This is a genomic window from Sinorhizobium sp. BJ1 (assembly GCF_002531555.1).
In the GTDB taxonomy this organism is placed as follows: domain Bacteria; phylum Pseudomonadota; class Alphaproteobacteria; order Rhizobiales; family Rhizobiaceae; genus Sinorhizobium; species Sinorhizobium fredii_B.
Window position 1 is genome coordinate 15,033 of record NZ_NWTH01000047.1, and the last position, 18,922, is coordinate 33,954.

General features: G+C 57.4%; 15 protein-coding genes and 1 pseudogene. 10 read left to right on the forward strand and 6 right to left on the reverse strand.

The window, feature by feature from the left end; genetic code table 11:
• Nucleotides 1-198: 198 nt before the first annotated feature.
• Nucleotides 199-717: a transposase gene (locus CO676_RS31285; protein WP_245424568.1), complete on the reverse strand. Its 519-nt coding sequence runs from the start codon at nucleotides 715-717 to the stop codon at nucleotides 199-201.
• Between the two features lie 229 nt (nucleotides 718-946).
• Here CO676_RS31285 and CO676_RS31290 point away from each other — a divergent pair, with 229 nt between their 5' ends.
• Nucleotides 947-1,927: an AraC family transcriptional regulator gene (locus CO676_RS31290; protein ID WP_097523943.1), complete on the forward strand. Its 981-nt coding sequence runs from the start codon at nucleotides 947-949 to the stop codon at nucleotides 1,925-1,927.
• 59 nt (nucleotides 1,928-1,986) lie between these two features.
• Entirely contained in the window at nucleotides 1,987-3,195 is a 1,209-nt protein-coding gene (locus CO676_RS31295; protein ID WP_097523944.1) for an MFS transporter, read from the forward strand.
• A 310-nt stretch (nucleotides 3,196-3,505) separates the two neighbouring features.
• Here the strand turns inward: CO676_RS31295 and CO676_RS31300 are convergent, their stop codons facing one another.
• The gene (locus CO676_RS31300) at nucleotides 3,506-4,615 is read right to left on the reverse strand and encodes a sulfite oxidase (RefSeq protein ID WP_245424570.1); all 1,110 of its coding nucleotides are present in this window, start codon (nucleotides 4,613-4,615) and stop codon (nucleotides 3,506-3,508) included.
• Between the two features lie 492 nt (nucleotides 4,616-5,107).
• Here CO676_RS31300 and CO676_RS31305 point away from each other — a divergent pair, with 492 nt between their 5' ends.
• Together CO676_RS31305 and CO676_RS31310 are read left to right on the forward strand one after the other, a co-directional pair.
• Nucleotides 5,108-5,347 (forward strand): hypothetical protein, encoded by a 240-nt coding sequence (locus CO676_RS31305; protein WP_144340230.1) that lies wholly within the window; start codon nucleotides 5,108-5,110, stop codon nucleotides 5,345-5,347.
• 209 nt (nucleotides 5,348-5,556) lie between these two features.
• On the forward strand, nucleotides 5,557-6,885 hold the full coding sequence (locus CO676_RS31310; RefSeq protein ID WP_097523946.1) for a hypothetical protein: 1,329 nt from the start codon (nucleotides 5,557-5,559) through the stop codon (nucleotides 6,883-6,885).
• 207 nt (nucleotides 6,886-7,092) lie between these two features.
• Here the strand turns inward: CO676_RS31310 and CO676_RS31315 are convergent, their stop codons facing one another.
• Nucleotides 7,093-7,602 carry a hypothetical protein gene (locus tag CO676_RS31315; RefSeq protein ID WP_097523947.1) on the reverse strand — a complete coding sequence of 170 codons (510 nt, stop codon included), beginning with the start codon at nucleotides 7,600-7,602 and terminating at the stop codon, nucleotides 7,093-7,095.
• A 212-nt stretch (nucleotides 7,603-7,814) separates the two neighbouring features.
• Between CO676_RS31315 and CO676_RS31320 the strand changes: the two genes are divergently transcribed.
• The 4 genes from CO676_RS31320 to CO676_RS31330 all read left to right on the forward strand — a co-directional run bounded on the left by CO676_RS31320 (nucleotide 7,815) and on the right by CO676_RS31330 (nucleotide 13,080).
• Nucleotides 7,815-10,103 (forward strand): hypothetical protein, encoded by a 2,289-nt coding sequence (locus CO676_RS31320; RefSeq protein WP_097523948.1) that lies wholly within the window; start codon nucleotides 7,815-7,817, stop codon nucleotides 10,101-10,103.
• 577 nt (nucleotides 10,104-10,680) lie between these two features.
• Entirely contained in the window at nucleotides 10,681-11,901 is a 1,221-nt protein-coding gene (locus tag CO676_RS36455) for an adenylate/guanylate cyclase domain-containing protein (protein WP_245424572.1), read from the forward strand.
• 146 nt (nucleotides 11,902-12,047) lie between these two features.
• Entirely contained in the window at nucleotides 12,048-12,170 is a 123-nt protein-coding gene (locus tag CO676_RS36895; protein ID WP_280952072.1) for a hypothetical protein, read from the forward strand.
• A 526-nt stretch (nucleotides 12,171-12,696) separates the two neighbouring features.
• Nucleotides 12,697-13,080, forward strand: a complete 384-nt coding sequence (locus tag CO676_RS31330; protein WP_097523949.1) for a DUF4112 domain-containing protein — start codon at nucleotides 12,697-12,699, stop codon at nucleotides 13,078-13,080.
• Between the two features lie 228 nt (nucleotides 13,081-13,308).
• Here the strand turns inward: CO676_RS31330 and CO676_RS31335 are convergent, their stop codons facing one another.
• The gene (locus tag CO676_RS31335) at nucleotides 13,309-13,596 is read right to left on the reverse strand and encodes a hypothetical protein (RefSeq protein ID WP_097523950.1); all 288 of its coding nucleotides are present in this window, start codon (nucleotides 13,594-13,596) and stop codon (nucleotides 13,309-13,311) included.
• Nucleotides 13,597-14,315: 719 nt separating this feature from the next.
• Nucleotides 14,316-14,579 (reverse strand): annotated as a pseudogene (locus tag CO676_RS31340) (transposase); the annotation flags it as partial.
• 42 nt (nucleotides 14,580-14,621) lie between these two features.
• On the opposite strand from CO676_RS31340, the gene CO676_RS31345 reads away from it, so the two are divergent.
• Nucleotides 14,622-15,950 (forward strand): hypothetical protein, encoded by a 1,329-nt coding sequence (locus tag CO676_RS31345; RefSeq protein WP_144340231.1) that lies wholly within the window; start codon nucleotides 14,622-14,624, stop codon nucleotides 15,948-15,950.
• Between the two features lie 636 nt (nucleotides 15,951-16,586).
• A complete protein-coding gene (locus CO676_RS31350) occupies nucleotides 16,587-17,501 on the forward strand; it encodes a hypothetical protein (protein WP_097523952.1) in 915 nt (304 codons plus the stop codon).
• Nucleotides 17,502-17,578: 77 nt separating this feature from the next.
• Here the strand turns inward: CO676_RS31350 and CO676_RS31355 are convergent, their stop codons facing one another.
• Nucleotides 17,579-18,706, reverse strand: a complete 1,128-nt coding sequence (locus CO676_RS31355) for an alginate lyase family protein (RefSeq protein ID WP_097523953.1) — start codon at nucleotides 18,704-18,706, stop codon at nucleotides 17,579-17,581.
• Nucleotides 18,707-18,922 lie beyond the last annotated feature (216 nt).

Consider the following 18,922-nt stretch of genomic DNA (forward strand, 5'->3'; position numbering starts at 1 on the left):
AGTTGGTTAATGCCAAGTAAATTGGCTTCGCCAGAGCGTCGGAGAAGGTAACCGGGGCAGATTGGGTGGCAGTGCCGCTTTGATGTTCGCGGGCGTCGTGATGCGAGCGTATCGTGCAGCGGAGACGAGCCGATGACACCGGTGTCAGAGACGGTGGATGACAACACGAACGCGGTAGGATTGACGGGTTGAATGAAGTCAGCGCAAACGTAGTTTGTCGCTACGCTGATTGCCGGTCAGTGACGGGTGTCCTGGGTACGAAGGAGACGACATCGGGCCGGCTGTTTCCGTCAGCTTGCAAGGGGGAGGGGAGAGGCGCTTAGGCTTTTGCCGCGACAAGGGCGGCCAGCGGCGGAATGGCCTGGCCATCGAGCCGAGCCAGAACGACAGGCCGAGCTTTCGGCACGTCTTCATCAGCCCGAGCATGGTGTCGCGCGCCACCCGGCCATCCCGGCTCACCGTGACGCCGGAGATCTTTCGTTTGGTGACGAAGCTGCGCAGGTCGCTCTCGGACGCATTGGTGTGGAGCGGGACATCGGGCCTTTCCAGCATCTTGAGCAGCTCGTCCTTCCGGCGAGAAAGACGTGCCAGAAGCTTGTCGAGGTCTTCATAGCCGGTGCGCAGCGAGAAGATGCGATCAAAGCGTTTGTGAAACGCCGCGGCAGGGCCGGCGGCGGCTTTCGCTTGACGCTCTTCAGCGCCCGGTAGAACCGCCACACCAGATCCCGCACCGTCTCGACCAGACGCGCCTGCCGCGGCGTTGCCGGCATCAGTTTCTGCAGCAGCCGCTCCGCATGGACCCAACACAGGGCATGATTGTCGACCCGGAACTGGCCGGCATCGTCAGAGACGATCACCAAGCTGGACCGGCAATGACGACGCCGAAGGCGGCCATGGCACAGATGCCTTCCTTGCATGCCGAACGCCTGGCATATAAATTGGCCCAATGCTTGATCGTTCATCCCAATCTCCGACACATATTCCTACGGACGCACTAAGCGAAGTTCTACAGGACTTTCGCCTGACTGGGGTCAACTACGGCCGTTGTGAGCTACGCGATCCATGGAGCATCGCCTTTCCGCAGCAACAGCTGCTTCGCTTTCATTTCGTCAGTGAGGGGCCATGCTGGGTCCATACCGAAGCCCAGGGATGGCAGGAGTTACAAGACGGCGATCTGGTGTTGTTGCCACAAGGTGTCGAACACCGACTGGCCAGCAAGCCTGATGTTGTCGGGGACTCGCTTAAGAGCTGTCACGTCACCAAGTTGGGGGGCAATGTCTGCGAAGTGGTGCATCAAGGAACAGGAGCGACGAGCACCCTGTTCTGCGGTTCCATGGCTTTGGGTGCGAATGCCCTCAACCCTTTGATCGCTCTGATGCCACCGATCATCAAGGGCTGTGATGTTGCTGGCAATGATCCGATCGTCGGCCCTCTCCTCGCCGCCATGACGGCAGAGGCGTCGCAGCCCCAGATAGGCAGCGCCACGGTCTTGTCACGCATGGCGGACGTACTCGTCGCGCGGCTTATTCGCTGCTGGGTCAATTGCAGCGGAGCCTCGACCAGCGGCTGGCTCGCCGCGATCCGTGATCCTCATATCGGTCGTGCGCTCGCAGCCATGCACCGAGATCCCGGCCATGACTGGACGCTTGAGACCCTTGCTGGCGTGGCAGGTCAATCGCGCTCGATCTTCGCGGAACGCTTCAGCGCCATTTTGGGGGAAGGCGCGGCACGCTATCTCGCCCGTCTGCGCATGCAGCTTGCACGAGAGTTACTCGGTCAAAACATGTCGGTTGCCGAGGTCGCTTCTCAACTGGGCTATGAATCTGAAGCTTCTTTCGCTCGCGCCTTCAAGCGCATCACCAGCGTTTCACCTGGCGTTGTGCGCCGCACCATTTCCGGACGAACGGACATAGAATTCGGACTTTAGGGCACATATCATCCTGAAAGACTCCGCTATGAAGACCTCCAAACCTTGGAGGTACTTCAATGACGGACACAACATCACAGCTTGACGGCCCCGCGATTGGCCTCGATTCTGCCGTTCCGAGTGCATGGAGCCCCACTACCTGGCTTGCCGTCATTTCAATGGCAGCCACAAGCTTTGCGCTGGTGTCGGCTGAATTCCTGCCGGCAGGCCTGTTGACGCCAATGGCGCGTGACCTTGGCATCAGCGAGGGAACCGCCGGTCAGGTTGTCACCGCCACCGCGTCTGTTGGCGCGGTGACGGCCTTGTTGAGCAATGTTCTCATCGGCAAACTGAACCGGAAGACTGTCCTGGTTGGCCTAAGTGCCTTGGCTATCGGCTCCAATCTTTTGGCCGCGCTCGCGACCGATTTTTGGCTATTGTTGTTGGGCCGAGCCGGGCTGGGGGTGGCGCTAAGTGGTTTCTGGGCGCTTTCAGTTGCCGTTGTGGCGAGATTGGTTGGCACCAATGCGACAGGTCGGGGCATGGCTATAGTCACCCTCGGCGTCTCTCTTGCCACCATCGCCGCACCATCGATGGGTGCTTTGATCAGCGATTGGCTCGGCTGGCGTGCCGCCACAGGCATGACGGCAGGGCTCGCAGCGGTTGCGATGCTGCTGCAGATACTCAGCTTGCCGACACTACCCGCAAGCACAAGCAACAGTCTTTCTGACGTCTTCCGGCTGACGAAACGGCGCACTGTTCAACTCGGAATGCTTGCCATCCTCTTGCTGATGACCGGACATTTTGCCGGCTCGGTCTACGTGCGACCCTTCCTCGAACAAGTGACGCTCCTTGGCACGGGGCCGATTGCCTTGGCGCTCCTGGGGTTTGGCATCGCCGCTGTGATCGGCAATGTCGCCGGCGGCCGACTGGCAGACGCCAATATCCACATGGCACTCGCGGTCACCGGCGTATTGATGGCGTTTGCGGCGCTTGCTCTCGTACTCTGGGGTGCACATAGCGGCATCGCGTTCGCCCTGGTTACACTTTGGGGTTTAGCTTTTGGGATGGCTCCGGTGGTATTGCCTACTAACTTGTCCCGGGGCGCAGGGAATGCCTTGGAGGCTGCTGGCAGCTTGATGGTCGTTTCGTTCCAGGTCGCCATCAGCATGGGTGCGGTGTTCGGCGGCTACATCGTCGATCACCATGGCGCTTCCGGGCCGTTGATCATTACCGCCGTCTTGGCGGCATCGACCATCGTCCTGGCGTTGCTGCAGCCCCGCAGCTGACCTTAGGGGCCCAGCGAAGGTGAGCAGAAGAGGCGAGATCTTAGGTGGCCAGGAGGGCGGGTGAGGCTAAATCCGGGACGTGGCGATGCTTTCTCGTTGCGGCGAGGAGCACCGACCGATCGCCCATGACCGCAATCACAACAATCTGGATTGAGCGGCGCTGCAGATCGGCGCTCACGAATGGCGCGGCAAGTTTGCGCCCCCATAATGGTCATCGAGCCACCGGTCGCTGTCGCCGCAAAGCGGACATGACGCAGTGACAACGCGGGTCGCAGTTGCGCCAAGTCGCCATTCCGCCCCATGCGGGTGATTAGATCACGAATTCCTCCTCGTACGTCTGTGGCTCGGGAACGACCGTAACCTCCACCGGGACGATCCAATTGGCCGCGTAGCTCTCGGAGTCGGAACGCGGGAGCTCGGGCTGCACGCACCCCGCCCCATCGATCGCGCGACATCGCAGTATATATCGCCCGACTTCTTCAGGGGTCCACATGTACTCCCACAAGCGCCATGCAAAGGGACGTTCTGCTTCGAGGAGCCTTCCCTCGCGCCAGCCTCTGCCATCGCCGGTGCAGACCTGCACCTGCCGGATAACAGCCTCTCCGCTCCAGGCGGCTCCGAAAATCCGATACGGTTGGCCGGCGATGAGATGCGCCCCCTGCACGGGACGCGCGATCTGTGCTTTGACCTCCATCTCCGCAAGCGGGACCAGCCTGGGTTCCGCGAGGCTGCGCTCCCAACGGAAATAGTCGCGCGCCTGCCAGTAGCCAAGGAACGGTTGCTCCACAACCGTGATATGCGTGATCCACTTAACCCAAGCCATGCCGAACCAGCCACCCACGACCGCGCGTAGCGGGTAGCCGTGATCGCGCGTCAATGCCTCCTCGTTCATCGAATAGGCAAGGATCGTGCTGTGAGCCATTGCCTTCTCAAGCGGTAAACTGCGCGCAAAAGCGATGGGGCCGGGAGAAGCCGTTTTCTTGTTCGTGTCGACGACGCCGCTGTCTGCGCCTACGAGCAGAACCTCACGTGCGGTTCGCTTAACGCCCGCCATTTCCAAAATCTCGCGCAGAAGAACACCTGTCCACGCGGCATTGCCGACGGCTCCGTTCTGCCACTGCAACCCCTCCTTCGGCGGCACATAGTAGACGCGCCCGTTCCCTGCGCACTCGACGACGGCGGTGAAAGTCGTGCTCCGCATCGCCTTGATGCTGTCGAGGTCAAGTTCGATTGGCCGCTCCACCGCCCCGCCAACGCGCAATCTCCAGTCTCGCGCATCGAGGTCCGGCGACGCGAAATGGTTTCGCACGAAGAACAGCTCGGTTGGGATCAGCCAATCGGAGAGCGACGCAAACGGAAACTCGATGTTCTGTGGGGATTTCTGTCGAACTATTAGACTGGGTCGCTCTGGTGTCGGCATCGTCCTCGTCTCCCCTTCCAAGAGCACAACGCCGGCTCTCGGTCGCGCGAATTCCGGTTCGATCACACCGCCCCTCGCAGTGCGTCTGTCGCGTTCCGCTCTTCGGTTGCATTCTAGCACATACCGCACGTTCCGACCTCGAACGGAAGCAAAGGGTCCGAATGCTGCTATATGCCCACGTCTCTTTTGGCGCCGCCAAGTCGGTCATTCAGGTCGCCTTTGGCATTTCCTGAAAGTTGACGGTCCGCTTGGACCGATAGCGGGCTACTCTCTAGTGTCTGTCACCTCCGTCTCTACTCGAGCCGCTACAATGCGTCCTAGCGCCGTTGGTGACCTTTGGGTTGCCATTGGTGAGCAAAACCATTCTTCCCACGAAAAGCTCCGCCTCAAAAACTGCAAGCGTCGATTCGACTTGGCGCGCGAATGATAATCGTCGAACACGTCCCAGTATTGCGTCCCGCAATCGAAACGCTAGTGTGGATGGTAAATTGGTTGGGTATTTTCACCGTGATCTTGCGTCGTGTCGCACCAATGGCCTTGTTGGCAAACCTTTTGAGTTGTGCGGCAGCCCATGCCGACATAACGGTGCAGCGCATTCCTATCGATAATGCCCCGCCGATACTCCTGCTTGAGGGGGAGTTCACGCACTCGGATGATCCTCAAGCTCTTGCCCGCGAGGTCGCCGCCAGCGGCGCGAAGGTTCTGACTTTTAAAGCGGGGGCGGCAATGTAGTGTCCGCTATGGCGTTCGGCAGAACGATACGCTCCCTTGGCCTCACTACAGTTCAGCTCCGCGCCACTGAATGTGCCTCGGCCTGCACCCTAGCGTTCGTTGGCGGAGTCATCAGACAGGCAGAACCGGGATCGATTGGTGTGCACCAATCGTCTTTCTCATCTGATACCAATCTTGACAGTCATACGGCTGTTACGGCGGTTCAATCGATGACCGCCGAGATCATGACCTACCTGATCGACATGGACGTCGATCCCAAGCTGCTCCAGCTAAGCCTTTCTGTCCCAAGTGACGACATGCGCTATCTCACGGCAAGCGAGATGCGTTCATATCGTGTGATTTCGGGTGACATCAGCAATCTGCCGAACCAGATCGCGACGAGCAAAGCCGCACCTACAGAGATTCCAGCTGCGGGAGAAGGCACCGGTGCAAAAAGCGCGGAGATGGTTCCCGTTCCCGCGTCCACTGAGCAGAAGGCTCTTGCATTCATGACAGCGTACCACGACGCCTGGTCGATGGAGAATGAGTCTGCCCTGCAATTCATGGACAGAGCTTACGGAGATGTTGTCGAGTTCTACGGCAAAGCGACACCAAAGGCTGGCGTCATTGACGAGAAACGAAGATTCGCGATGCGTTGGCCGACGAGAGCCTACAGCGTCAAGCCCGGTTCGGAGCATGTTTCTTGTGCAACTACTTGTCGTGTTGACGGGGTTGTCGATTGGTATGCCAAACGCGGAGTCGGTGATCGCGTCTCGTCCGGTTCCGCCGAATTCTCGCTCGTCTGGAACCCGAGCAACGAGAGAATCGTCTCGGAAACAGGGAAAGTTATAGAGACGGATAAAGGAGTTTCTCAGCCCGTTCGACTTATCTCTCAGTGGCATCAGGAGAACCTCCATTGCCGTGGTAGCAGCGGAAACTCCGCTGAGACGTTGGCAGCATGTGACCGACGCGAGACGATTGGGGAAAAGCTTGAGAGCGTCAGCTGGTGCTACGGCCGCGAAGGTGAGTACGGCTATCAGTTGGAATGGCACCCCTGTGACAGTCGCTCGTCGAAAAGCAATGTTGCCGCTACGGCCACAGAACAGGTAGCGAGCGTCCTGCAACCCAAGCCAGCCGATTATCCGAGCCGCGCCCGGATGAAGGGGAAAACCGTCCTGCCTGACTTCAAAAAGCGCGACCGCGATTTCAACTCCTTTCGGACCCGCATTCGGGAGGGCATGAAACAGGGACCGAACTTTGCTGGGCACTATTCTGTGATCCAGTTTGGCTGCGGAACCGGCTGCTCAGGCGTCGTGGTCGCCGACAATCAGACGGGTCGCCCGGATAGGTTTCCCCGCGGTGGCGAGGAAAATATGTACCTTGACTTGCAGTTCCAAGTGGACAGCCGACTGCTCGCCGCCCAATGGCTAGAATATGGTACGAACCGATGCGTCATCGAGTTCTTCGACTACGATCGACAGACATGGAAGGTCGTGAGCAAGGTAGACGTCGGTGGGGCTGACGCCTGCTACAGATCGATCAGTAACAACATCAGATAGCCGGTCATCAAGACGGATGCTCGAGAGATATGCCGAGCTAAAGGTGTCCGCAATGCGCGCCTCCAAGCCGGTCGTCTATGTTGCGTTGAGCGTCTCCCACAAGCGGACATCTCTAGCCAGTTCGTGACTTGGTGTGAAAAGACCTCTTCAGCGACGACACAAGAAGCATTCATCTGCAAGTGCGACAGCTTTCGCGAAACTGACTTATTAGTCCTGATGCCAGATTTCATGCTCTTCGACAGCGAAGTCGATTACCTTGTAAATGCGGCCGTCCGCAGTAAGAGAGACCGACATATCCGTGGTGTGCTTAATGCCCGCGGCAAGAAAGAGCCTGTGGATGCACCGTGCTTCATCGCCGCCAATGTTACCGATTTTGTGAAAGGTCGCGTTCACAAACTCCGTCTCAAACGCTAGGTCCGCAGAAAACTCCGCGGAAACGTCGTTGCCGTCCCGATCGATCACCTGCTGAAGCGTACAAAGCTGAAATTGTGCGGGTATGAGGCAAAGCAGAGCGGGCGCCGATGCCGCTCTTATGTAGGCGTCTGCTTCGGCCTTGAAAACGGCGCGCACATGGGCTTCGTCTTGCTGGCGACGATAAACTTTCCTGATGCGGCCGGCGTCCCGGTTCACGAAAACGACGCCATAGGCTCCTTCATCAAGGTACACAAAATCTGTGCCCGCAAGAGCCAGACCCCGCGTAGCATTCCCAAGAATCACTCTACTGGCCCCTCTTTTCGGCTGCTCGTAGGGTCGGCCAGACCGACTCTTTTTCGCGTTCTCGCCATTGCCGTAGTGTTGCAGGAACGTTGCCGCGGCTGATACCGCGGCCCGCTCAAGAACTCAATTGAAATTGGGGAAAACAACTTATACCTGTGTCACCGCCGCCTAGATGTAGTAATTCTGCAAGCATGGTCTGATGGAAAACAAATATGCCGCGCTATTCCGCCTTCTACGCCTACCCCGCAGGCTCTGCAACAGTAGCGGATGCGATCCACGGAGCCGTAGAGAGGAGTTCGCGAGGCAACCTCTCGATTAAACCATGGGAGAACATGAGCATCGCAGGCTTCAAGCTTGATGATCTAGTTCGGGACCAGATCAAGGATGCAGATGTCCTACTCGCAGACATAACCTATCCGAACCACAACGTCCTCTACGAGATTGGCTACGCTATAGCGCTCGAGAAGCCCGTGATCCCCACCCTGAACCTGGCCATAGATAAAGCAGCGGACAGGATTCGGACTATCGGCCTTTTCGACACCTTGGGATGGGCCACTTACCACAACGCGGACGAACTGCACGGATATCTGAAATCGTGGCAAGAAGTGGGCTGGGTTAATCGCTACGTCCGCAAGCGTGATCACTCGCAGCCGCTGTTCGTCTTGGACATGCTGGCAAAGACGGACTTCAGGAACCACATCTTCCACGCGGTCGACAATTCCAGCGTCAATGCACGCACATTCGATCCGCAGGAAATACCCCGTCTGACTGCGGCCCGCGCCATCTCTGACATCTCCGCCTCGGCAGGGGTAATATTGCCCATCATAGGCAAGGAGATCGTCGATTCCGAACGGCATAATCTCCGCGCCGCCTTCATGCTCGGTCTTAGTCACGGCTATGGAATCGAGGCGATGGCGATCCAATATGAGAACGGACCGGCGCCTGTCGACTACCGCGACTTCATCACGAATTCGACGTTTCGAAGGGAGACTGAGGATCACATTTCGAGGTACTGTGAGAACACTCTAGTCTGGAATCAGAAAGCGACAGCGCGAGACGCCCAGGGCGGTCCCGGACTACTGGGCAAGATCGATCTCGGATCGTCTGCAGCCGAGAACGAAACCCAGCAATTAAACTACTATTTCATCAGGACTGCGGAATACGCCAGAGCGCTGCGTGCCGAGGGTGGAGTGGTCATCGGGCGCAAGGGTTCGGGGAAGACTGCGGTCTATCTTCAGATAGCATCGGCTGCTCAGCAAGACCGTGAATCCTGCGTCGTCGATCTACGGCCCGCGACCCATAATCTCAGTGAAATGCGCGAAAAGCTTCTGACGGTGGTAAACGCGGGTGTATACGATCACACCATCGCTGCGTTCTGGCAGTACACCCTCTATGCGGAGATACTGCTGAAGATGAGGGAGATCGTCCTACCCAAGGCGCGTAACGATTTCTCGCTTCAGGAGCGGATTCGCAGGATTGAGGACGATTTCCGTTTCGACGAGGGGGTTGTTTCGGGCGACTTCACGTCGAGGTTGGAGACGGCTGTGAGGGAGGTTATTCGCGTAACCCAAAGCGTACACACGGAAGCTGATGTTCGGAGCCAGCTCACGAACGCGATGTACGAAAACCTTATACCGAAGCTCCGCGAGGCTGTCCTTTCTTTCACCGACTTCTTCTCGACGGTGCACGTCCTCATCGACGATCTCGATAAGGGCTGGCCCCCAAGGCAGGTCGAACAGCATGACGTTCTTATAGTGAAGCATCTTATCGAGGCGCTGGGACGCATCCAGCGTGATCTTACTAAGCGCAAGCTCGAATTCAAGCATCTGGTATTTCTCCGCAGCGACGTCTACGAGCGGCTGGTGCAGCAGACTTCGGATCGCGGCAAGTATAACCCTATAAAGGTCGACTGGTCGGACCCAGCGCAGCTCCGCCATCTACTTAAGCAGAGAGTCGTGAGTAGCGTGGAGAAAGATCAGGAAGAGGCAGTCTGGGATGCATTCAATCCAGTTCTTGACGACGGGCGTAATGCTCTGGACTGGATGATCGAGACCTCATTGCGGCGCCCCAGGTTCCTTATAGACCTGTGCGAGCGCATTCTGTCCTTTGCGATAAACCGTGGTCACGCGTCTGTCACACAGGAAGACGTCGAGGAGGGTCTCCGCCAGATGTCTCTCTATTTAGTCTCGGACTTCGGATACGAATTGCGCGACGTCGCCGGTACTCCCGAGGACATCTTCTACTACTTCATCGGTAGTGGCAGCAGGCTGTCAGCGGGCGAACTCCGTTCGCTCCTTTCGGGCGATCATTTGGGGCTGGGCTTCGAGGAGACACTCGACCTGCTGCTTTGGTACGGTTTCTTAGGAGTGGAGACCGATTCGGGACCTGTCTTTATCTACGATCGTGCGTACGACATCAGGCGGCTAGAAGCGGAGCGTGGGCGTGACAGAGACAAGGCCATCTATTCCGTCAACCCCGCATTCCTTCGAGGGTTGAACTAGCACTTCGGCCGGCAGCCGCAGGCCGAGTATAGCTCCGCGGTGCGTGCGATCGAAGATCGGACGACAGATCCGTTCTCTTGAGGTCGGGAATAACGCGCCGGACGCCATCCGACAACAATTGCTTCGTTCGAACGTAAGTCTGCATCCTACTGTCGCTCTCCGGAAGCGGCCGGTCTCCTTACGGCCCCAAATCGGTCGTTCCATCGACGCCGAGCTGATGTGCGCTACCGGGTTGAGACGGAGGGATTTCGTAACAACAGGGTCGCTGGTTCTGATCCCTTCAAGGCGAGCAAATAATCTCCAAGAGCCAGAAACGGGTGGTGCGCCGGCTATCACCGCTGATTGCTCATCTGGTGCCATCTGCTCAGGCCGAACACCGCTCACGCGCTATCGGTCGGCTTGGGCACTTGCTCGTCTCGCGATGCAAATTCTCGAGTCTTTGGGGCGAGCAAATCGATCCGTTCGAATCGAAGGTTGAAGGGTACGCCTGAACGTTTACGCACCACGATTCGAAGCGTACCATTTGCAAACTGCCAGCTGCTCGATGCCATGATCCTCAACGGACGAGGTGGTGCCCTTGGAGCAATCGACGGAAGACGGTTCGCTGGATGTACAAATTGCGGTGAGGATGGCAGGTACGGGATACGTCCTAGCATTCCTGACCGGATTGGCGTTTGCACCGGTAGGCTACTTTCTGTTTAGTTCGGCCGAGTTCGCTCTCCTGAGCGTCGGCTTCTCCGTCGCCTATTTGCTTCTCCCTTTCGCGTCGAAGGTAGCACCATCATGGTCTGTCAGACTGTTCTTCATTCTTCTGCTCACCCTGCATTATGCGCTTGTATTGCTTTGCGTCGGACCGTATGCGGGCGTTGAGGCTTTCACGGTCTGCCTCGCCGCGCTGCCGCTGCTCCTGTTCGCCAAAACTGAGCGGCAGCTGCTTTGGGTTGCGTATGGCACGATTGCGGCTGGTGTCGTTGCTGTCGAGTTGATTGCCATTAGGCAACCGCCCTTTCTCGTTCTGGAGCAATCCGACCGAACATCCGCATACATCGCTAACATCGCCACCGTGGCTATCGTGATGAGCTTCTTGCTTTTCAGCTATTCGCGCTCTTCGATCGCCAACTACATCAAACTTCAAAAAGAACGTTCGAAATCGGAGCAGATGCTCCGTGAGCTCGTTCCCGCCGATGTTGCTCAGCACCTGCTCAGGGGTGAGAGTGTTCCGGCCCAGAGCCACGGCGAATGCACCGTTTTGTTCGCCGACCTTGTCCATTTCACGGATCTCGCCGAAAACCTCTCGCCCGTTCACTTGGTCGAGCTGCTCAATGGGATCTTCAGCGACATCGACAGTCTGTGCGAGCGCCACGGTATCGAAAAAATCAAAACTATCGGCGATTGCTACATGTGCGCAACGGGCATCTTTCCGCAACAAAATCGGATTGTTGGAATTGCCATGGTGAGCATCGGAATAGTCAATGTTGTCAATCATTGGGGCGAAAAGACGGGCTATCCGCTATCGGTCAGGATCGGCATCTGCACAGGCCAAGTGATATCCGGAGTGATCGGAACTAAGCGTCCCCTTTTCGATATTTGGGGCCAGACGGTCAATGTCGCGCAATTGATGGAAACTAAATCGACGGGCAACTGCATTCTCGTCTCAGAAAGTACGCGTTGGCGGCTGCGAGAACACTTCAACTTCGAACCCGTTCCTGATGTGTGGTCGAAATCTGGTCATTCACTACATGCCTATCGGTTGGTGCCGTCTGGATCTTCCCTCGAGAGTTCCATGGCTGAAGGCTAGAGTAGGAATTAGCAAAAAACCGACGTGGCACCCAGCAGCACGAAAAAAGAGCCGCCCACGTCACTTCCAGTCGTCTGTTCCTGTTCTGTGCTTCTAAAGTCGCATAATGTATCCACAGTAACTGTGTGCCGGACTTCTCCATCGCCATGCGCATTCAGAATGGCGGTGGCAGCGCGATCCTGCTGGAAGCGGCGAAGGTGATCAAGCAAATCGAAGCGGCGGTGAAGGCGAAGCTCGCTGAGGGGGAGCGAGGCGATGCCCGCAAATAGGCGATGAGGCCCGCGGGCGGCGTCACAGAGCATCCGGACCCTTACCCTACGCCGTCTGCCATCGCTTTCGCTTGCTTGCGTAGCGCGTAGGTCATCATCCGCAATATGCAGAAGATTAGCGGCCGCGCCTCCGTCCCGATCGTATTTTTCGCTCGCGATGCGCTCAAGCAAGGGCCTGTGCCGTTTCAGCAGCCCGACCGGGCCGCCCGCTTTGAGACGGAAGGACGGTGTTGAAGTGGAGCACGACGGCAGGAAGTCAATCATCTGTGCAGTTGGGGAGCTTCCCGAAATGACGAAGGGCGCTCGACCCTTCTGGGGAGCGCCCTTCCGACCCGGACGACTACGAACGTGCGATAGAGCACCATCGCTACAGGCAGTCATCGAATATGGATGGTGAGCGTTAGATGGGAGGTCGAGGATTAATGCGATGGGCAGCGTCCGCTTGAGCAGGCGATCAAGCGGCTCGGCAAGCAGAAGTCGGCCGCATGACATTTGAACGGCGGCGTGTTGGGACCACATAAGAAGTATGAAAAAGCAGACGATACCGATTGAGCAACTCGCACGGCTCCGGCGTATACGGGGCCTGGCCCGGCTTATGGACACGGCGCTCCGAATTCCCGGCACCCGCGTCTCGCTCGGCGCGGACTCCATGCTCGGCTTGATCCCCGGCATCGGCGATTTCGGCGCTGCGGCGGTCAGCCTCTTCATCGTCAACGAGGCGCGCCGTCTCGGCGTTCCGAACGACAAGCTTCTCAAGATGCTGGTCAATGTAGGATTCGACACCGTCGCGGGGAGCGTCCCGGTGGTCGGCGACGTCTTCGACGTCTATTTCAAGTCCAACCGCCGCAATCTCCAACTGGTGCTCGACCACTTCGGACTTGATCACGCTGACCTTGATCGATCGCGATGATCAACGGCCGCCGGCCGGAACGGTCATATCGCACACCGCGGCATTGTCCTGAACTTCGCGCAGACCCTTGTAGGAGGCGTGGCGCTTCTACACGCAGCAAAAGCTTTTTTATTTGTTCTATGCAGATTGATGAGGACCAAAGCTGGAGCTGCTCAGCGCATGGACGCGAGCGAAACCATTAGCAAGTCGGCAGATGAGGTTGGCCATAGCCTACTGGGCTTCGGACCGTTACTGTTGTTCTGGCAACTCGTCTGGACGGATCACGGGCGTTCTTCCGACGTCAGGAGCGGGCTCGACCATTTCGGTGTCGCCGACTGTTGGCGGCTTCAGAACTCCGTCGCAATCATCAAGCTTTTCTGTGAGCGTCCCCCGATTGGCGCCCGCACCCGGAGCGACGCGGCAACGCTCATTCTGCGCGCCAGTTCCGGGGTCGTTGGAGAGTGCTGAAGTTGTGAACAGGGCGGCGATTGCAAGTAATGGGGCGGCGACGAAATCTCGGGTCAGTTTGTGCCTCATAGGACTCGTCCTTCAGTTTAGGCGCCGCGGAGTTGCAGCCCTTCCGTGGCGATACAGGCTCGAAGTTGGGATCTCTAGAAAACCCGAGCTAGCCAGCAATAGTTCCGGTGAGTAGCTGCCAAGCGAACGCCAGTCACAGACAGCCCGTAATGGGTGGAGCGGCCTATCGGAGGAACCATTGGCGATCGCCATTCGCGACGCGTTGCTGACGCCGAAGTTGTCGCCCAAGGTGAGCCTTCGCCTTACGCCTCTGAGGCAGAGCTGCCATCGCAAGCCCTGTCGAGATTGGTCTCTCTTCCCGCCTCGTCCTCACTTCGCTGCCTGGGATCAGACGAGGGATAAGCAATCGACTTCTGGCAACGCGGCGGTTTATCGTCCGACCTACCGATGAGCTAGTCTTGACAGGGGTGACATACGCAACGCCGTCGCCATCCATGATGGGGGATGCGCATTTCGCAAAAGCCAGACAAGGATTCCGCTAAGCCCCGGACAGTTTTGCGGCGGTGGTCCTCGGGTGCCTGGTTGTCTTCATGCGTGATTGATTTCGCGTTTTCGTCGCCGGTCAAGAGCGGCGGCGCTTTTTGCTGAGTTCGCACTTGGCGGATATCGTTGAAAAAGGCGGTGTTTGAGCGCCGTTGGCGCTCTGCACGCGGTTTTTCGAAGAGTTGGCACGGTGTCTCTCGTTCTGATGCGGTGGGATGGTTCCAAGCCGCAGGCCATTAAATGGCCATGGCAGCGGTTGGCAGGCGTAAGGGCCTGAGCTTCGCCAGCCTTCTGAGGTTTTGCGCCGTTGCTGCGAGGAGGAATTCATCCCGTGCACCGCATGGACCTCGCAGTCTCAGCCTGGCCATTCGAAGAATGCGCTTGAGATGCGCAAAGAGCATTTCCACTTTCTTTCGGCGATGCCGTGAACGCCCATAATCCGGCGTCTCTGCAATGGCTCGTGCAACATCGCGGGCATCCTCATTGAGATCACGGGGCAGAAGAAGCTCTCCTTCGGCTTTGAGCCCATGGGCGAGCACTTGATGAAAAACATGGACGAGCCCGTACCCGTCTATCGCATCAAGCTCCTGGGCGTCCCCAAGATCCGGGGCCGACGCCGCCGTGGGAAATCTTACATGCCTTGGACCGCCGCAGCGGCGGTCGCTCTCCTCGTGTTCGCCGGAGGTTGGCTCTACCTCAACTTTTTTGGCGCTCCGGCGTCGGCGAACGTCCCTTCCATCGCCGTTCTGGCCTTCGACAACATGAGCGACGATCCGAGCCTTGGCTATTTCAGCGACGGCGTCAGCGAAGACATCATCGCTGGCCTGGCGAGAGCGCCTGACCTGTCGGTCATCGCGAGGAACTCGTCGTTCGCGTACAAGGGAAAACCGACCGACGTCCGGCAGATCGGCAAGGAACTCAATGTCTCCTATGTGCTCGAAGGAAGCGTGAGAAAGCACGCTGACCAGGTCCGCATCGTGGCGCAGCTGATCAACGCCAAGACAGGCGCTCACGTCTGGGCCGAGCGTTTCGACCAGTCCGGGAACAATCCCATGGCGCTCCAGGATGCTATCACCGAAAGGATTGTCGGAGCTATTTCCAGCAATACCGGGCAGCTAAAGCGGTCGCGGTACGGCGAAGCCTGGAGCAAGGATGCCGCCAGCCTTGAGGAGTATGACTATTACCTCAGAGGCCATGACAAATTCATGCAGTTCACGCCCCAAGGGATGGAGGAAGCCTTTCAGATATGGGCCGAGGGAATGGCAAAATTCCCCGACTCCGCACTCCTGAAGCTCAAAATGGGTTTTCTGCACTACGCACGCGCAATCAACGGCTGGTCGCAGGATACGAAGGAGGACCTGCGCCGTGTTGGAGAGCTGGCAAAGCAGGGGATGGCGAGCGACAATCTCTCGTCCCTGGAGCGGAAAATGGGGCATTGGTTGCTCGCATACGCCAATCTTGTTGAACGCGAATCCAAGAACGCCCTCAGGGAGGCCGAAGCGGCCATCGCCTTAGCTCCGAATGATGCTTTCATGGTTGGGATGCTGGCCGAAGTTGCAGCCGCAGCAGGCGATATCGACAAAGCCGTGTCATGGACAGACTTGGGCATCAGGAATGATCCAGCCAATCCAATGCTCGTGTTCATGAAGGGTTTCGTGCTGACAGCCGGTGGCAGGTATCAGGAATCGGATGAAGCTATGAAGACGCTGGGAGACTGGTTTGCGGGCATCCCTCTTGTCAGGTCGATCAACGCCGTCAACCTGGGGAGGATCGACGAAGCCAAGAACCAGACGAAGAAAGCTCTTGAGCTTGATCCGAGTTGGACTGCGGAAAAATGGAGGCAGCTCACCTTTTCGACGACGACATTCTAGACCGACAGGTGAGTGACTTGATCAAGGCAGGGCTGCCAGAGAAGTAGCGGCCAAAGTCGCCGACCAACCGGCAGAAGCCTTGGTGGCTAGGTTCAAACGAATTTCCTCCACAGCCGCCACTCTGATCGGATCCCGGAGCAGTGGCCGACGATCAGCTGCGGATAGCAACTCGTGGTCTATCGAGGGACGGGACTTAGTATCCAACTGGCCAAATATCAAATTGCGCTTGCTCACTGCGTAAATGTACGCGGTGACAATTTTCCGGATGTAGTGATAACGACAAGCTGAAACCTCTCGAGTACTCGACAGTCCTACAGCGTCCACCGCATTAACCTTTCCCGCTGAAATTTTCCCACGAGACCTCCCGTCAGATAAGTAAGGTGTGGTAAAGAAAACGTTAAATTACTGATATATGTTTTATCATGGTGAGACCTTGGGGAGACATTGAGTGGTGCGGCAAAGATCGCAAGCATAGTACCAATTTATTCTTAGAGTAAAATAGCAACCAGTTTCTATACCAAGCAGGACTTTGAAGTTGTCTTCAACGATGGACCTTTGGCGCTCGTTCGCGAGCGCCCCGACTCTGCATGCTCGGATTTGGCAGTTTCCTACGCAGCGTATCTCGGCGGGTGTCCGATGAGTTTGACATCGACCCTGACTGATCGAGTCGACGATGTTTCGGAGGCACTCACGATTGAGGCTGTTCTGGCGAACCCCTCTTTTCCCGACGCCCTACGGGAGGCCGCGCTGAAGCTTGTTGCCATGCATGATGCGGCACCTCGGATCGTTCGCTATGTCGCAGACATGCAGAAATGGCTGCTGACGCACGCCATTCTGGCGCTCCATTTCGAGCACGTCACCGACCCTTCGCGTCCCGGCCTCACGGCCGCAAACCTGGTCGCCTTTATGGTCGGCAACGATGTTGCCAGCAAGAATACAGCGGTCGCTCATCTGACCGAGATGCGCAATTACCATCTTTTGCTTGAAGTTGCGGCAACAGGAGACAAGCGCTTTCGTCCGCTTAAGGTTGCGGACATGGCTGAAGCGCTAATTCGCGAATGGTTCGATGGGCATTTGAAATCGCTCGACACGCTCGATCAAGGTACACGATATGAGCAGTCGTTGGCGGATCAACGATTGCTGTGGCATGCACATCCAAGAATGGCGAGGCGGCTGTTTCACGATCCGGCCTGGTCGAACCCGCCGCAGACTGTGGACGCCTTTGTTCGGACTGGATCCGGCAGCAACATCCTCCACGACCTGATGTCGAGATTGTCGCCAGAAGGAGCCCTGGAGGCGCGGACATGGGTTGGTCCGTTGCGGATCGGCGATCTCGCCAAGCGCTACATCATTTCTCGAAGCCACGCACAGCGGGTATTCGTCCGGGCCCGTGCTCTCGATATTGTTGGATGGGAGCTCCCCGGCAATGGTGGCGATTTCTGGATTTCCGAGAGGCTGATCCACGACCATCGTCGTTGGCAGGCGACCAAGTTCTCCTCCATCGACGAGGCCTTTCAATGGGCACGTCAACGCCTCTCTAGCGGGGTCTGAGCAAGCGGGCTGGAGTTCAAGTTTCTACGAACACGAGCTATCATTCCCCAACGAGAACATTGGTGCTGATCGGTCCTCTAAAAGACCTTCAGTTCACTCAGTTTCAACGCGTCGGAATAGCTGCTCTCGCGAATGTTGGTCGTCTGACGCAGACCGGCGACCTGTTCGAACGCGGTGGTGTCCTTGAGTGAATCGCGGGTCTGGGCGGTCAATCGCTCATAGCCACCGAGGCACTTTGGTTGAATAGGCTCTCCATTGTCGACGGCGAGCTTTAAGATTGCCGCCAGCGGGCGCAGCGCATAGACGTGGTACTCAAGGGCCCTTTCACCGCGTGCAAGCTCGGCAGGTAGAAAGCCACGATCGTCCACCTGACAAGCGCCGATTTCGAAACTGGCCTTGCCCCATTGCTTGAGATCTTGGTCATCGACCACGAACCCCACGGCAGCGACGGAAAGACCCGCCCAATACCGGTGATTGTTCGTTTTGGATTTCGGGCCCAACCGAAGCGAATACGCGTCGATCGTGTCCCGGGCGATCGCTCCCAGCCACGTGGAGTAAAGCTCCTTCCGCTCGCTGGTAAGCTCAACTCGTTTGCTCACGTAGTTGAGCGCGAGCGCGATCTCGGAAATCCAGCGATCACGGGTCAGGTAAGCGTCGGTGGAGCGCATGTCAGTCAGGGACTTTTCGGTTGCCCACCGGTCCAAATTGCGAAGGACGCAGTCGGCACGAGCCTGCATAACGGCACTGCTGCTCGACTGTGCATAGGCTACATTCGTCAGAAGACGAATGGAATCGCGAATTGGCTGCACGGTCTTGTCACGCGTCGCCAGGGCCTCGCCGTCGATCGCCGACTTTGAGAAGTCGTCTGATCTGTATTTCGACTGCGTTTGAAGGCGCGCTGGTGGTGCTTTGATGTCAAGGCAGAGGGGAATATCCTCGTCGGCCAATCCGCCGGCGACGCCTGCGTTGTTGAACATCCGGCGGGTCGAAATACTGCTCGTTTGAATCGAATAGTCCTTTTCAGTCGGGGCGACCGCTGCGTCTTCCTGGTTGGGAGCCGGGGAAATCCGCGACTCTTCTCTTCCCTCGAAAAGTTCAAACGCACTCTGCTCATGCACGACGATCCCGTCGTCAGCCTTGCCGATGGTCGAATAAAAAGTGGCAAATACTATCGCCGCACTCATACTCAAGGTTCTTCTGACCATTTTGCGTCTCCCTGTTGTCAGAGACGATAATCGTCGAGAACCAATATCCTGTTTTCAGGAAGTTTAAAGTTTTAGATATTCCTCAATTTACGAGATCAGTTCTTTTCCTGGTAATTTTAAGTGGATTTTATCGACTATTTTCACAGATTTTTAATTAGAGCACGTCCGTTGAAGACGGAGTCGGGCTGAGGATTCCCTTCTTGTGAGTTCGGTGAT

Excerpts from the sequence above, each read along its gene's own strand:
- CO676_RS31290 (WP_097523943.1), top strand. The coding sequence starts at position 947 with ATGCTTGATCGTTCATCCCAATCTCCGACACATATTCCTACGGACGCA.
- CO676_RS31295 (WP_097523944.1), top strand. The coding sequence starts at position 1,987 with ATGACGGACACAACATCACAGCTTGACGGCCCCGCGATTGGCCTCGAT.
- CO676_RS31300 (WP_245424570.1), bottom strand. The coding sequence starts at position 4,615 with ATGCCGACACCAGAGCGACCCAGTCTAATAGTTCGACAGAAATCCCCA.
- CO676_RS31310 (WP_097523946.1), top strand. The coding sequence starts at position 5,557 with ATGACCGCCGAGATCATGACCTACCTGATCGACATGGACGTCGATCCC.
- CO676_RS31320 (WP_097523948.1), top strand. The coding sequence starts at position 7,815 with ATGCCGCGCTATTCCGCCTTCTACGCCTACCCCGCAGGCTCTGCAACA.
- CO676_RS36895 (WP_280952072.1), top strand. The coding sequence starts at position 12,048 with ATGCGCATTCAGAATGGCGGTGGCAGCGCGATCCTGCTGGAAGCGGCG.
- CO676_RS31330 (WP_097523949.1), top strand. The coding sequence starts at position 12,697 with ATGAAAAAGCAGACGATACCGATTGAGCAACTCGCACGGCTCCGGCGT.
- CO676_RS31335 (WP_097523950.1), bottom strand. The coding sequence starts at position 13,596 with ATGAGGCACAAACTGACCCGAGATTTCGTCGCCGCCCCATTACTTGCA.
- CO676_RS31345 (WP_144340231.1), top strand. The coding sequence starts at position 14,622 with ATGAAAAACATGGACGAGCCCGTACCCGTCTATCGCATCAAGCTCCTG.
- CO676_RS31350 (WP_097523952.1), top strand. The coding sequence starts at position 16,587 with ATGAGTTTGACATCGACCCTGACTGATCGAGTCGACGATGTTTCGGAG.
- CO676_RS31355 (WP_097523953.1), bottom strand. The coding sequence starts at position 18,706 with ATGGTCAGAAGAACCTTGAGTATGAGTGCGGCGATAGTATTTGCCACT.